The sequence below is a fragment of the Streptomyces sp. NPDC048142 genome, assembly GCF_043202835.1.
Classification (GTDB): domain Bacteria; phylum Actinomycetota; class Actinomycetes; order Streptomycetales; family Streptomycetaceae; genus Streptomyces.
In genome coordinates this window covers 478263-492276 of record NZ_JBIDBC010000002.1, presented here as the reverse complement: position 1 = coordinate 492276, position 14014 = coordinate 478263, and the positions used below count along the sequence as shown (strand labels likewise).

Annotated in this window: 13 protein-coding genes and 4 tRNA genes; 6 read left to right on the top strand and 11 right to left on the bottom strand. The window is 71.2% G+C overall.

All coding sequences use genetic code 11. The annotated features are described in order from the left end of the window. From ACGF2Y_RS04880 to ACGF2Y_RS04865, 4 genes are all read right to left on the bottom strand, one after another. On the bottom strand, positions 1–387 hold the full coding sequence (locus tag ACGF2Y_RS04880) for a plasmid mobilization protein (RefSeq protein ID WP_392943277.1): 387 nt from the start codon (positions 385–387) through the stop codon (positions 1–3). 294 nt (positions 388–681) lie between these two features. After that, positions 682–1485: a DUF2637 domain-containing protein gene (locus ACGF2Y_RS04875; protein WP_392943276.1), complete on the bottom strand. Its 804-nt coding sequence runs from the start codon at positions 1483–1485 to the stop codon at positions 682–684. Positions 1486–1676: 191 nt separating this feature from the next. After that, complete coding sequence (locus ACGF2Y_RS04870; protein ID WP_392943275.1) at positions 1677–2966, bottom strand: DUF3631 domain-containing protein; 1290 nt, start codon at positions 2964–2966, stop codon at positions 1677–1679. A gap of 230 nt (positions 2967–3196) precedes the next feature. After that, the gene (locus tag ACGF2Y_RS04865) at positions 3197–3427 is read right to left on the bottom strand and encodes a hypothetical protein (protein ID WP_392943274.1); all 231 of its coding nucleotides are present in this window, start codon (positions 3425–3427) and stop codon (positions 3197–3199) included. A 94-nt stretch (positions 3428–3521) separates the two neighbouring features. On the opposite strand from ACGF2Y_RS04865, the gene ACGF2Y_RS04860 reads away from it, so the two are divergent. Further along, entirely contained in the window at positions 3522–4211 is a 690-nt protein-coding gene (locus ACGF2Y_RS04860) for a helix-turn-helix domain-containing protein (protein ID WP_392943273.1), read from the top strand. After that, positions 4208–5734 carry a tyrosine-type recombinase/integrase gene (locus ACGF2Y_RS04855; protein WP_392943272.1) on the top strand — a complete coding sequence of 509 codons (1527 nt, stop codon included), beginning with the start codon at positions 4208–4210 and terminating at the stop codon, positions 5732–5734. The genes ACGF2Y_RS04860 and ACGF2Y_RS04855 overlap by 4 nt, the downstream gene beginning before the upstream one ends. A 28-nt stretch (positions 5735–5762) precedes the next feature. Here the strand turns inward: ACGF2Y_RS04855 and ACGF2Y_RS04850 are convergent, their stop codons facing one another. From ACGF2Y_RS04850 to ACGF2Y_RS04820, 7 genes are all read right to left on the bottom strand, one after another. Then, complete coding sequence (locus ACGF2Y_RS04850; protein ID WP_392943271.1) at positions 5763–6227, bottom strand: hypothetical protein; 465 nt, start codon at positions 6225–6227, stop codon at positions 5763–5765. Between the two features lie 588 nt (positions 6228–6815). Further along, positions 6816–6889, bottom strand: a tRNA-Lys gene (locus ACGF2Y_RS04845). A 207-nt stretch (positions 6890–7096) separates the two neighbouring features. Then, positions 7097–9328, bottom strand: a complete 2232-nt coding sequence (locus ACGF2Y_RS04840) for a DEAD/DEAH box helicase (protein WP_392943302.1) — start codon at positions 9326–9328, stop codon at positions 7097–7099. Positions 9329–9567: 239 nt separating this feature from the next. Then, entirely contained in the window at positions 9568–10140 is a 573-nt protein-coding gene (locus tag ACGF2Y_RS04835) for a hypothetical protein (protein WP_392943270.1), read from the bottom strand. A gap of 389 nt (positions 10141–10529) precedes the next feature. Beyond that, a complete protein-coding gene (locus ACGF2Y_RS04830; protein ID WP_392943269.1) occupies positions 10530–10904 on the bottom strand; it encodes a fluoride efflux transporter FluC in 375 nt (124 codons plus the stop codon). Next, a complete protein-coding gene (locus ACGF2Y_RS04825; protein ID WP_392943268.1) occupies positions 10901–11401 on the bottom strand; it encodes a fluoride efflux transporter FluC in 501 nt (166 codons plus the stop codon). Before ACGF2Y_RS04825 ends, ACGF2Y_RS04830 begins: the two co-directional genes overlap by 4 nt. Further along, positions 11398–11748, bottom strand: coding sequence for a metallopeptidase family protein (locus ACGF2Y_RS04820; RefSeq protein ID WP_032790371.1), 351 nt, complete (start codon positions 11746–11748; stop codon positions 11398–11400). Before ACGF2Y_RS04820 ends, ACGF2Y_RS04825 begins: the two co-directional genes overlap by 4 nt. A gap of 253 nt (positions 11749–12001) precedes the next feature. Here ACGF2Y_RS04820 and ACGF2Y_RS04815 point away from each other — a divergent pair, with 253 nt between their 5' ends. From ACGF2Y_RS04815 to ACGF2Y_RS04800, 4 genes are all read left to right on the top strand, one after another. Next, entirely contained in the window at positions 12002–13627 is a 1626-nt protein-coding gene (locus ACGF2Y_RS04815) for a metallophosphoesterase (RefSeq protein ID WP_392943267.1), read from the top strand. Positions 13628–13707: 80 nt separating this feature from the next. After that, a tRNA-Glu gene (locus tag ACGF2Y_RS04810) sits at positions 13708–13780 on the top strand. A gap of 38 nt (positions 13781–13818) precedes the next feature. After that, positions 13819–13893, top strand: a tRNA-Asp gene (locus tag ACGF2Y_RS04805). Between the two features lie 21 nt (positions 13894–13914). Next, a tRNA-Phe gene (locus ACGF2Y_RS04800) sits at positions 13915–13991 on the top strand. Positions 13992–14014: the final 23 nt, after the last annotated feature.

The following is a 14014-nucleotide window of genomic DNA, read 5'->3' as shown; positions in this document are numbered from 1 at the left end:
TCACCGTCCCGAGGTCACTTGGGCGATGGCCACGTCCACGTCGGCGACCGACGCCTCGATGTGGCTCAGCAGCCGCCGCACGAGGTCCGCTTCGGGCCAGGGGCCGTCCTGGTTGAGGTGGCGGGTGAGCTGGTTGAGGTTGTTGCCGACCTGGGCGAGCCGCCCGTTGGCGGCCATCAGCGCCTTGACCGTGGCGCGGTAGTCGGCGACCGCGGCAGCGGGGTCGTCGGAGCGGGCGGCGGCGAGCGAGGTCTCGGCGACGTAGCCGCCGACCGGCATGCGGCTCAGGCGGGCAGCGGTCGCGAGGAGGGCGAACTCGTTCTCGCTGAAGCGCGGGTGGACGCGCTTCTCACGCAGCGTCGGTTCACGCAGACGACGACGCGGCACGGACGACTGCGAGGTCTCTTCCCGAGTCGGCTCCCCCGGGCCGGCCGACACCGGCGCCCCCTCAGCGCCGGATGCCTCCGCGCCCCTGCGGGCGGAGGCCGGGTAAGGACTCCTTACCCGACAACTTGCTGCGCCCGATGCTGGTGTCGAGACCGGGTGCTGGACGGCCTGAGGGGGATCGGGGAGGGGCTGTTCGTGCATGTGCGGGCTCTCTGATCGGGCGACTGCGGTGAGGGAAGAGCTGCTCGCCCCAAGGTTTTCCTGGGGCGAGCAGCCGAGGTTCGGAGGGGCGAGCTACGTCGAAGTGGCGTCGCGGCTCTGGTCGAGTTCCTCCTGGAGGAAGCTCTTGACTTGGTCGAGGCGCTCGCGGCCGACACCGAATCCCTTGTCGCGAATGGCCCCCTCGACCTTGCGGCGGGATACCCGCCCGCCACGTCCCAGGGAGGCGGTGCGTCCGATCTCGACTGCCTGCTCGAAGGTGACGATCGCCTTCTGGGCATGTCCGGTGGCGGTCGGCTTCCTGGACTGAGCCACTTGCCCGACGGGGGCCTGAGCCACGTCCCTCTTGTCGGCCGTCGGCTCGTTCATGGCTGTCACGCCACGTTCCGGATCGGTGTCCACGGTGATGTGGTGGAGGTCTTCTCGTGGCTCCGTTTCCGTGGGTCGGCGTTGGACGATCAGGTAGAAGTGGACGGCTCCGGCCAGGGCGATGGCGGAGATGACGCCGACGGTGATGTTGTCGAGCGTGAGTCCGTCCCGGTGGGTCTGCTGGTTGAGGCGGACGGCGTGCAGGACGTTGGCCCAGATGCTCGTGATGGTGGCGACCCCGACCAGCGCCCCCACATAGCGGCGGGACCTCACGGGCGCGGTGCGCATGACCAGGAGGGCGCCGACGCCGATGGCGATGAAGCCGTCGATCACGAGGGGGAAGGCGTAGGTGAGCACCCGGTGGATGTGGCTGGCGACGGCCATCTGACGCAGTGCGTCGTAGGAGAGCGCGAGGGCGGCCACGGCCATCAGGGCGATGCCCGCGCGGATCAGGGCGGGAAGGGCTGTCGGTGCGGTGTCGGGCGGTGCGGTGGTGCTGGGCGAGGGCAAGGGGCGGGCACTCCAAGGGGTCAGGGAAGGTGGGCTCGGCCGTGTCGGGCAGGGACCTGTCGCAACCCGTCGCGTGCCTGGTCGGAGCAGGTACGGGTTGAGGTGGCGACATCGGGACGACCCGTCACGGGCGGGTGACCCGTCCCGGCCCTGACCTGCGAAGGGACGGGTCGTGCCGGGTCAGGCGCCGGTCATGCGGTCTGCAGGAGCAGTGGCTCGGCAGCCGGTGGAGGCTCAGGGCAGTAGCGGGCCCAGGCGTCGGCGAACTGCTCGCGGGTGAAGCCCCGGGCCTGGGAGTCACCGGGGAAGCGGTGGCTGGAGGCGCTGATGCCGTAGTCCTTCAGCAGGAGCTGCAGGCCGCGTGCGGTCAGGCCCTTGTCCTTGTACTCCGGCCAGGGCGACTCGGTGTCGTCGTTGAGGATGCTGAGGAGACGGCCGGTACGGAGCAGGGCCGGGTTGCCTTCGGCGGCGAAGGCGCGGCGGATGTCGGCGAGAAGCCGGAGGTTCAGGGCGCTGTTGTCCTGGTCCTGTTCGGCCTCGTGCCGCGTCATGGCCAGGCAGGCGGCCCGGGCAGCGGCAGGCCAGGTGCCGCCCGCAAGGTCGGCGACGGCTACCAGCGGCTCCCAGGTGTCGGCGGCCCGGTCTTCGACCGGCATGGGCGGGGTGAGGCCCATGGCGGTGTCGTAGAGCGGCCCGAGCCAGGCCACGAGCCGGTCCCGCACGGCGTGCAGGGCGGGGGTGTCCCGTACGGTGCGGAACTCGGCGGCCTTCTCCCCCGGCCCCCGGCGGCGCATCCGGATCACGACCGACCTGTCCATGATCGTGTCCGGTAGGTCCCCGATCCCGGCGAGGGCGGCCATGGCGAAGGTGGGGAACTTCGCCACCTCGTGGTTCGGGCCGGAGACCCGCAGGGTCGGGCGGTTGCGCTGGTGACCGGCGTTGAGCAGGCCGCGCATCTCCTCGTTCTTCTCCGCCACCTTCGCCGACCCGAAGAGCGTGTCGGCCTCGTCGACCAGAAGGGTCGGAGGGGCGTCGGTGATCGACCGGAACACCGCGGCAGCAGACGCGTTGACCGTGATCAACGGGTCGTGCACGGTCTCGGTCACTACGTCCAGGAGCCGCGACTTACCGCACCGCTTCGCCGGGCCGACGACCGCGAGGCGCGGCGCGTGCTGCCACGCCGTCTGCAGGTGCGTGGCCGCCACCCACAGCGTGACGGCGTCCAGCGCCTCCGGCGAGGGCAGGATCACGAACTTCGCCAGCTGCCCACGCAGTTCGTCTAGCACCTTCAACCCGGCGGTCGGCTCGGGGATCGGTGCCGCCTCCTCCGTAGGCACGTCCGCCGAGGCCCTCCCGGTCCCGTCGGCTTCATCGGCGACGGACTCTTCGCCCGTGTACCGACCGGGCATGCCGGGGATCGCGGTCGGCGGCCAATCCCGCGCGTCGAGATCGGAATGGGTCGGAGGTTCGGGGTGTTGCACAGGGCAGCTCCTTGTCTGGCGGCGGGCTCGCACGCCCTTGTCGCCGGGTTGGTTCTTCCAGGGCCGTTCGGGGTTGCTCGGGCCTCCGGCGTTGCACCGCCGGGGGCTCACCCCTGTCTCGCGGACTCCAGGCCACAGCGAGGGAACACGGACCGTACGTCCAAGCCCGGCAACAGTCCAGCCTTTCTGTGTCAGCTCAGCGCAGAACGGTTCGCTACGTTTCCGCCCCGTCACGCCGCCAGCCCGAGCAGCGCCAGCAGATCTGCGGTCACCACTCGGTAGGCGCTGCCCAGCCGCAGCACCCTGCACGGGTACTGGCCGCGCTTCGCCAGCTCGTACCCCTTGCTCCTCCCCAGCCCCAACGCTCGATTGCCCGTATCCAGGTCAACGGCAGCTGGCAGCTCCAGCAGCTCCTCGCGACTCATGCCCTTGGCACTGCTCGCGGGTCGACTCTCGCGCATGCACGCTCCATCCATGACTGAGCCCTCGGCGAACACGACGATCACGCTCGTCTCCAGGCCATGGAATCAACGGTAGGCAAGCTAATGTGTCCTCATGACACAGCGCCGCTCCGAACATGGATACGAAGAAGACACCGAGGCCGACGACCTCGAATGGGAGGACCACGTCATGGCCACCGTGGCCGGCGAGGTCCGCAGACGACGGAAGGAACTGCGTTGGAGCGCACAGGATCTGGCCGACAGATGCGAGGACATCGGCTACCCGATCCCCCGCAACGTGATCGCCAACATGGAGTCCGGCCGCCGCGCCGTCCTCCCCCTGGTCGAGGTCATGGTCCTCGCCAAGGCCCTGCGCATGTCCCCGATCAGCCTGATCTACCCCGTCGGCTACGTCGACGAAGTCCGCCAACTCCCCTACGAAGACCCGCAACCGGCCTGGGACGCGCTCCAGTGGTTCACCGGCAACGAATCTGCCGAAGACGCCACCGACCACATGCTCGACCACTTCCTCGCCCACGACCTCGAACTCCGCTCGGCCCTGGCCGCCGTGGAAAGCGAGGACTACGAACGCTGGAAGGTGAGGACCGCCCCCAACCGCGTCCAGCGGGAGGCAGCCGAGCGCGCACTGGCCCGGTACGCCGACCAAGCCGCCAATGCCAAGTACGAACTGGGCCGCCACCGCGACGCCATCCGTGAGGCCGGCGGCACCCCGCCCCACCTGCCCTCCCCGCTCGCCGACATCGACTCGCCCGACACCGACCCCACCGAGGAGAACGATCTTTGAAGGGTTCCACCCACCGCCGCTGCTACTGCCGAGACCCCCACACCGGCAAACCGCTCGGCAAGAAGTGCCCCAAGCTCACCAGCCGCAAGCACGGCTCTTACTCCATACGCCAGGAACTCCCACCCCGCGAAGACGGCACCCGCCGCTCCTTCAGCCGTGCCGGCTACGACTCCCTCAAGGCCGCCCAGGCCGACCTCGACCACGTCCGCGCGCTCCTCGCCCTGGCCGACACGGACGATCCCGACAGCCTCCAGCGCCTCGTCACGCTCCTGGAGGAGGTCGGGGACGAGAAGGCGCCACTGCCCGACGTCGAGGAGACACGGCGGCGTCTCAGGGCCGGGCTCGGGCTACGGGGCAGCCTCACGGTCGGCGAGTGGCTGGACGCCTGGTTCGCGTCGAAGAAGCGCCGCAGGACCACCCTCAACGGGTACGCGTCGCACATCCGCGTCCACCTGAAGCCCCGTATCGGGCACATTCGCCTGGACCGGCTCAATGTCGGCCACCTCGTGGAGATGTTCGATGGGATAGCCGACGACAACGAGGTGATCGCCGCCGAGAACCAGGCCCGCCGCGAGCAGATCGCCCGCTGCAAGCCGAGCCGTCCTGGCCGCCCGGTCACCGCCGAGCGGGCCCTGCTCGCCGCCGAACGGGCCAAGCTGGCGGAGATGAAGCCGTTCCGGAAGATCACCGGCCCGGCGACCAGGCAGGCCGTTCGCCGCACCCTCCGCGCGGCCCTGAACTCCGCCATCGCCCAGCAACTCATCACGTTCAACCCGGCCGCCCACGTCGAGCTGGAGTCCGGCAAGCGCCCCAAGCCGCTCCTCTGGACCGACGAACGTGTCCGCCGCTGGCGGGACACGGTCGAGGTCCCCGGTCCGGTGATGGTGTGGACCCCGCAGCAGTTCGGCGTCTTCCTGGACGCAGCCGAGAAGGACCGGCTCTACGCCGTCTTCCACCTCATGGGCACCCGCGGCCTCCGGCGCGGCGAGGCAGTCGGCCAGGACTGGCACGAGACCGACCTCGACGCCGGCCTCATCACCCCCGCCAAGGAGATCGTCGTCGACGGCTGGGACCCGTACGAGTCCGAGCCGAAGACCGACGGCAGCGCCGGCACGATCGCTCTCGACAGCGTGAACGTGGCCGTCCTGCGCGCGCACAGGAAGCGTCAGGCACGGAAGCGGAAGAAGGCGGGTGCCGCCTGGCAGGAGACCGGAAAGATCTTCACCAAGGAGGACGGCTCCTGGCTCCACCCGGAATCGGTCTCAGAGACCTTCCGCCGCCTCCTCGCCACCACCGGCCTCCCGCCCATCACCCTGCGGGACCTCCGCCATGTGGCGGCGACGCTCACCCACGGGGCCGGCGGCGACATCCACACGATCAAGGAGACCCTCCGCCACTCCACGATCACCCTGACCTCGGACACGTACACGAGCCTCCTTCCGGAGGTCGACCGCTCCGTGGCAGAAGCAGCAGCAAAGCTCGTGCCGCGTTCCCCTAGTCCGCAGCCGAAACGGGCACGGTGAAGAGCTACGGCAAGCCTCCGGGCCAGGCTCAGGAGGGCACGAGTCCTTCTAGAAACGGGGTTACCTCGTCGCTGTACATCTCAACCCACTCCGAGGGGTCGGCAAGTGGGTGCCCGACCACCGGAATACGCCGACAGAGGTTGCGGAGGTCCACAGAAGTGACATCCGCGCTATACCGGAGCCATTCGTCGGCGACCGGCCACCCTTGTCGATCGAGGATCGATTCGACACCACTGACTGGCCCATCCAGCCTTCGGGACGTGAGAACCCAGGCAAGCGGGGAAAAGTAGACCTCGGCAAACGTGTTGTAGTGCTCCCGTCTCCCAAGGACTCGCTGGGAGTACACCGGGCCGGTCAGCCGTGCGGTGCTGTGGGGATAGAGCGCCAAGCGCAGCTCAAGTCCCTCTGGCATGGAGATGCTCGCCTTGCACTCATGCAGGTTGGCCGCGAGCTGAGGGAACAGTTCCCGTAGATGCGGACTGATGGCGAACATCCCAATCATGACCGACCGCGCCACCAGACCTGGCGCAACGGAGACAGCCGGCGCTGCCTGCGGGTCAACTAGCCGGAGACGTTGGGCGGCCCACCCATAGGCCCGCAGCCTTCTCGCGAAGTCTCCGTAAGCAGCGTCATATCGGGCACCGGCGAAGTTGTTGCACTGCTCACACAGGCCCCGCAGCCAAAGTCCCCCTGCCGCGAAGCGGCCGTTCCTACGGACTCCATCCGAAATGCGCACGACCGCGCTCGTCACCTTGGCACTGTTGCCAGCGGCCTGGGGCGGCACGTGCGCCCGAGACATTCGCCGTATGTCGCCGCACAGCCCACATGGCCGCAGACTGCGGCTTCGCAGGTCCAACCCCAAAGTTCCTGGCGGGCGCTTATCAGCCATCGCTTGAGTGTAGAAGCCGACTGGGAGCGACCTGGGCGATTTTCTCGAACCGGCAGGTGTCCCCCAAGATCGACGCGTCCCGCTCACGCATCGCTCACGCACCCGCCCCCGAACGCCGAAGCGCCCCGCCCGGTCAAAACCGGTCGGGGCGCTCCAGCGCAGGTCAGAGGGTTGCTCCTCCCCTGCTGTCGGTAGGCCGTGTGGGACTCGAACCCACAACCAACGGATTAAAAGTCCGCTGCTCTGACCAATTGAGCTAACGGCCCTCGACGGATCACCCCCCGAGCATAGCCCGCCCGGCCCCGGCAGCCGATCCGGTATGGGTGTCGGGCTCGTCGCGGGCCCCGGGAGGCGGACTCCCGGGGGCCGGGAACAGCAACAGGGCCCGTACGTCACCGAGTCGGTTCGGTGGCGTACGGGCCCTGCCGGTCTGTCAGGCGGACCTGCTCGGCCGGGTGCCGGCCGGGCCGGGGTCAGCCGTTGCGCTTCCAGCGCGGCTTGTCGTCACGGCGGCCGAAGGAACCGGTGTTGGTGCCGGTGTTGGCGCCGCGGTCGTCACGACGGCCGGTCGGGCGGTCGCTGCTGCCGGGGCGGAAACCGCCCGAGGGGCGCTCGTCACGACGGCCGGTCGGGCGGTCGCTGCCGCCGGAGCGGAAGCCACCGGAGGGGCGCTCGTCACGACGGTCACGGTTGAACGCCGGACGGTCGTTGTCCCGACGCTCGAACGAACGGCCACCACGGTCATCGCGACGGTCACCGCCACCGGAGCGGAAACCGCCCGAGGGACGCTCGTCACGACGGTCACGGTTGAACGCCGGACGGTCGTTGTCCCGACGCTCGAACGAACGGCCACCACGGTCGTCCCGACGGTCGCCACCACCGGAGCGGAAACCGCCCGAGGGACGCTCGTCACGACGGTCGTTGCCGCCGCGGTAGCCGCCACGGTCGCCACCGCGGTTGTCGCGGCGCTCGTAGTTGCCCCGCTCGTCGCGGCGCTGCTCGTCGCGGGCGGCCGGCTGCTCCGGTACGGAGACGGCTGCCACGAGGGCGGCCTCGGCCTCGGCGGCGACCTCTGCCACCGCGGCCTCGGGGTCGTCGCCCCGCTCGCGGGCGGCACGGGCGACCAGGCGGTCGGCCTCCTCGCGCAGCTCGACGGCGCGGCGCTGGATGCGCTCCAGCTGCTTCGTCAGGTCGGCGGCCTCGCGCTCGGCCTGCTTGGCGGCGTTGTTCGCGGAGTCGGCCTGGACCTCGGTGAGCGAACGGGCGCCGGTGATCTCGGCGACCTCCGGCTCGAAGACGCCCGCGCCCTGGACGATGTGGCGCGAGGCGTCGACGCCCGCGTCCTCCATCAGGCGGAAGATCTGGCGGCGCTGGTGCGGGAGCGCCAGCGAGACGACGACACCGGACTTGCCGGCGCGGGCGGTACGGCCCGAGCGGTGCAGGTAGTCCTTGTGGTCACCGGCCGGGTCCACGTTCAGGACCAGGTCGATGCCGTCGACGTGGATACCGCGGGCGGCGACGTCGGTCGCGACGAGCGCGTTGACGTAACCCTTCTTGAAGTCCTCCAGGACCCGCGTACGGGCGCCCTGGGTCATGCCGCCGTGCAGCGCGTCGGCCTTCACGCCGGACTCGATGAGCTGCTCGGCGATGCGGTCCGCGCCCAGCTGGGTGCGGACGAAGATGATCGTGCGGCCCTTGCGGGCGGCGATGGCGGACGTGACCGGCGCCTTGTCCTTCGGCTTCACGACGAGGACGTGGTGCGACATGGTCGTGACGTTGCCCTGGGCGCTGTCGACCTCGTGCGTCACCGGGTTGGAGAGGTAGCGCTTGACCAGCGTGCCGATCTCGTTCTCCATGGTGGCGGAGAAGAGCATCCGCTGACCGCCACCGGGGATCTGGTCGAGCAGCTCGGTGACCTCGGGCAGGAAGCCCAGGTCGGACATCTGGTCGGCCTCGTCGAGGACGGCGACCTGGACGCTCGCCAGGGAGCAGGCGCCACGGTTGATGATGTCGCGCAGCCGGCCCGGGGTGGCGACGAGGACGTCGACACCGCGCTCCAGCGCGTAGATCTGGTTGCCCATCGACGTACCGCCGCAGACGACCTTCATCTTGAGGCCGAGCACGTCGCCGTACGGCTGCAGCGCGTCCGCGACCTGCATCGCGAGCTCACGGGTCGGGGTGAGGATGATGCCGCGCGGCTTCTTCTTCTCGGTGGTGCCACCGGAGAGGGAGGCCAGCAGCGGCAGACCGAAGGAGAGCGTCTTGCCGGAGCCCGTACGGCCGCGGCCGAGGATGTCCTTGCCGGCCAGGGCGTCCGGGATGGTCGCCGCCTGGATCGGGAAGGGGGCGGTCACACCGTTCTGCGCGAGCTTGCGGACGATGCCCTCGGGCAGACCCAGGTCGCCGAAGGTGACGGTCGGCTCGGCGTCGGCGTCGTCGGCGGTCTCCTCGGCGGAGGCCGCGATCTCCTCGGCGGGAGCGTCGGTCTGTGCGTCGGCGGTCTGTGCGTCGGCAGCCTTGGTGTCGGCAGCCTTGGTGTCAGCGACGAAGTCGGCGACCGACTTCTCGACGACGGGCTTCTCGGCGACGACAGGCGTCTCGGCGACGGTCTTCTCGGCGGCCGGGGCGGTGGCGCCGGCGGGGGCCTCGGTCACAGCGGCCTCGACGAGCTCGGCGAGCTCGGCGTTGTCGACGTTCTCGGGCATGACGGTGTGGTCAGAACTGGAAATTGACATGCGAAATGCGAAACCTTCCGGAGTCTCGGCACGCGCCCATAACTCCGTGATTCGCAATTTCGACCGCCTCAATGCGGTCCAGCCACGGCAGGGGAGAGTACGCGCCACACGGCGCTCTTCTGTGTCGGCGCCGGGCAATGGGATCAAACGATCTACTACCATACGCACTCTCACCCACATTGCGCAAACCGGCCGTGCCGGCCTCCCGGCTACACCGGCCTCACCTGCGGCGATGCCTCCGGAGTCCGCAACGGCCCGGCGTCCCCCGGTCCGCTCATCGCATGGGTCCGCAGCTGCGCGGCGGGCGAGGCCGAGGGGGGCGGCTCGGGCGGATCGGTGGGCTCCGGTTCGGGCTCCGGATCCGGGTCGGACGTCGGCGGGGCCGAAGGCTCCGGGGTGGTGGGCGGCGGCTCCCCCGGCCCCGGCGTCGAGGGCGTCGGCGAGGGCGGGGGGTCGCCCCGGGTGGGCACCGGAGCGCCCGGTTCGGGGCGCGCGCCCTTGGGGGTGGCCGACGGCACGGCGCTGGAGGCGTCCGGGCTCGGGCTGCTCCCGGGGGCGGCCCGGTCCGAGTGGGGGTGAGCGTCCCCGCCGCGCCCGCCGGCGTGCCCGGAGCCGGGAACCGTGTCCCCGGCCGGATCGGCGGCGGAGCCCTTCGGGCCGGCGGACCGTGAGGGCCCCGGCGCCCCGGCGCCGTCCTCGCCGACGCTCATACAGCCGGTGGACGCGGCGATCGTCAGCGCGGTGACGGCTGCCCAGCGAACAGGGGCGGACAACTGGCGCACGAGTGGCACCTCCGGGGCGGGAGCGAGGGAGCGGGAGGGGAGAGCGGGAGCGAGGGGGGAGCAAGGGGGTGGGAGCGAAGAGCGGGAGCGGAGAGCGCGGCGCCGGGGCGGAGCGGGACGTCAGGAGCGAGCGGTACGGCATCGCACCGTGCCCAACTCCCCCGACCCCGCCGGAGACACGCCCGAAACACCACACGCCCGCGCGAGGACCACCGAAGCGCCCCCCGAGCACCGCCCGGAACGGCAGCCCCAGGAGCGCCGAACACCCCCGCGCCACAACCACCGGGCCGCCCCCGACACCGCCCGGAACACCCGCGTCGCGCCGCGATACGTACGCCCCGGGCGGCGACCGCCGAAGCGCCCCCGCCGCCCGCCGCCCGCCGACCCCGCTACCCCCCGAATCCGCCCGCCAGTTCCGCCCCCAGGAACACCGCGCCCAGGCCCGCCAGCAGCGATGCCAGCACATTGGCCGCGGCCAGGAAGCCCCGGCCCGTCTCGGCCAGGCGGAGGGTCTCGTACGAGAACGTCGAGTACGTCGTCAGCGCCCCGCACAGGCCCGTCGCCAGCAGGGCGTACGCCGGGGTGGACACCGCGGCGCCGGTCAGCAGCCCGAGCAGCAGGCTGCCCGCCGTGTTCGCCGTGAAGGTGCCCCACGGGAAGACGTACGGGACGCCCGGCCCCTGGCCCGCCTGCACCGCACGGTCCGTCAGATAGCGCAGGGGCGCGCCCACCGCACCGCCGATCGCCACCAGCAGCCAGTTCACGCGGCCCGCCCTTCTCCCCGGGTGCCCCGGGTGCCCCGGATGTCCCGGATGCCCCGGGTGCCCCGGTCCAGCCAGGTCCGCGTCGCCACGGCCGCCGCCCACACCGCCCCGAGCGCGGTCAGCGCCGTCGCCGCCGCGTACGCCATGGCGGTCAGGGCCTCCTGACGCACCAGCAGTTCCGAGACGCCGACCGCGTACGTCGAGAAGGTCGTGAAGCCGCCGAGCACGCCGACGCCGATGAAGGGCCGCACCAGCGGGTGGGTCACCCGGCCCCGTTCGACGGTGAGCACCATCAGCACGCCGATCAGGGCGCAGCCGATCGCGTTGACGACGAACACCGTCCACGGGAAGCCGCCCGCGCCGGGCCACAGCTCCAGGGCCCCGTAGCGCGCGAGCGCGCCGAGCGCACCGCCGGCCGCGACCGCCGCCAGCACCCGGCCCTGTGGGGCGGCCGGCGGACCGGGCTCCGGCAGCTCGTCCGGCGCCTGCTCGCTCATCCGTAGCCCAGGGCGTGGAGCCGCTCGTCATCGATGCCGAAGTGGTGGGCGATCTCGTGGACCACGGTGATCTCGGTCTCCGCGACGACGTCCTCCTGCGACTCGCACATCCGCAGCGTCGGCCCCCGGTAGATGGTGATCCGGTCCGGCAGCACCCCGGCGTACCACTCACCGCGGTCGGTGAGCGGGGTGCCCTCGTAGAGCCCGAGCAGGTCGGGGTCCCCGGGCTCCGGCTCGTCCTCGACGAACACCGCCACGTTGTCCATCAGCCGCGTCAGCTCCGGCGGAATCCGGTCCAGAGCCTGGCTCACCAGCTCCTCGAACTGTTCGCGCGTCATCTCCAGCACCCGGCCATTGTCACGCACGACGGCCCCGCACGGGCAGGCGCGACCACACCGGGCCGCTCCGGGCTCGCTCGGGACCCACACCGGGCCTGCTCCGGCCCCCTCCGGGCTCGCTTCGGACCACTCCGGACCCGGGCTCCGGGCCCGCTCCAAACCCGGCTCCGGGCCCGCTCGGCACCGCTCCGGCCCCGCTCCCGCGACCGACGCGCACCCCGCGACCGGCATGGCGGAGGCCGCAACGGGGCATACGGGCCCAATGGCCCGCGTCCCGTTCCGTGCCGCAGCCGACCGCGTCCGGCACCGCCTCATCCAGCTCCTCCGCCCGAAGCCCCGGGGGCGTACCCCGGTCGGCTCCCGCACCGGCACGGCGGCCCCCGCCGACCTGACGGGCCCCGCCCGCCACCCCGGCCTCCGCGCCCTCGGCATGCTCGCCGTCGTCGTGCTGGGGGCCTGGCTGGGGCTGCTCGCCGTGGGCAGCATCCGTACGCCGGTCGGCCCCATGGACACCAACATGACGCTGCGCCCCTCCCTCACCGGCGGCAGCAAGATCAACGTGGCCCCGCTCGGGGCCCTGGAGCTGGACTCGCACATCGCGCCGCTCCGGCTCGACGTGGACGTGGACCGCCTCGACCCGCAACGCTCCCAGGCCCTGGTCGACCGGCCGGAGCGGTTCGCCGGCCTCCAGGACGAGGTCACCCGGGACGTCACCGCCGGCACCCGGGAGCTGGCCGTACGCTCCTGCGTCGCCGTCGTCTCCGGCGCGACCGCGCTGGGTCTCGTCGTCTACCGCCGCCCGCGCCGCGCCCTGACCGCCGGCGGGCTCGCCCTCACCCTGCTGGCCGCGTCCGGCGTCAGCGCGTACGCCACCTGGAACCCGAAGTCCGTCCTGGAGCCGAAGTTCTCCGGGCTGCTCTCCAGCGCCCCGTCCGTGGTCGGCGACGCCCGGTCCATCGTCACCGAGTTCGACATCTACCAGCAGGAACTGGCCCGCCTGGTCACCAACGTCACCAAGCTGTACGACGCGACCTCCACGCTCCCCGTCTACCGGCCCGACCCCGGCACCATCCGGGTCCTGCACGTCTCCGACCTCCACCTCAACCCGGCCGCCTGGCACATCATCGCCTCGCTCGTCGAGCAGTACGAGATCGACGTCATCGTCGACTCCGGCGACACGATGGACCACGGCTCCGCCGCGGAGAACAGCTTCCTCGACCCGGTCCGCGACCTCGGCGCGCCCTACGTGTGGGTGCGCGGCAACCACGACTCCCTCGTCACGCAGGCCTATCTGAAGAAGTTCAAGAACGTGCACGTCCTCGACGACGGGAAGGCGGTGAACGTGGGCGGACTGCGGATCGCTGGCACCGGCGACATCTCCTTCACCCCGAACCGGACCGCCCCGGTCGGCGGCAAGGCGGCCGCCCAGCTGGAGGGCGCGCGCCTGGCCTCCGCGCTGCGCGACCAGAAGCGGGCCGGCACCCCGGTCGACATCGCCGTCGCCCACGACCCGAACACCGCCCGGGAGGCCGACGGCACGGTCCCGCTGGTGCTGTCCGGCCACCTCCACCGCCGGATCAACGAACAGCTGAAGCTCGGCACACGGCTGAAGGTCGAGGGCTCCACGGGCGGCGGCGGGCTGCGCGCCGTGGAGAAGGAGAAGCCGGAGAAGGTGCGCGCGTCGGTGCTCTACATGGACCGCGCCACCCGCCGGCTCCAGGCCTGGGACGAGATCACCCTGGGCGGTCTCGGTCTGACGACCGCCGAGGTCAGCCGCCATCTTCCGGAGGAGAACCTGAAGAAGGGCGCCCCCGCCCCAGCCACCCCGTCCCCGGCCTCCTCACCCTCGCCGGACCGCTCCCCGACGCGCCCGACGCCCTCGCCGTAAACCGTTTTGGCGATAGCTCCACCCATCCCATATGCTTCTCTCGTCCCCGACGCGCTGCAAAGCGAACAGGCGGGCCAATAGCCCTCATCGTCTAGTGGCCCAGGACGCCGCCCTTTCAAGGCGGTAGCACGGGTTCGAATCCCGTTGGGGGCACGTTTCACCGTGTGCGAGACTTGTTTCGCACATTGCTTGGTCCTGTGGAGCAGTTTGGAGTGCTCGCCACCCTGTCAAGGTGGAGGCCGCGGGTTCAAATCCCGTCAGGACCGCTGCAGCCCCAGCGGCTGCGTGGCTGGGTAGCTCAGTTGGTACGAGCGATCGCCTGAAAAGCGATAGGTCGCCGGTTCGATCCCGGCCCCAGCCACCACTCGAAGGCCCCGTCCGGTGGAC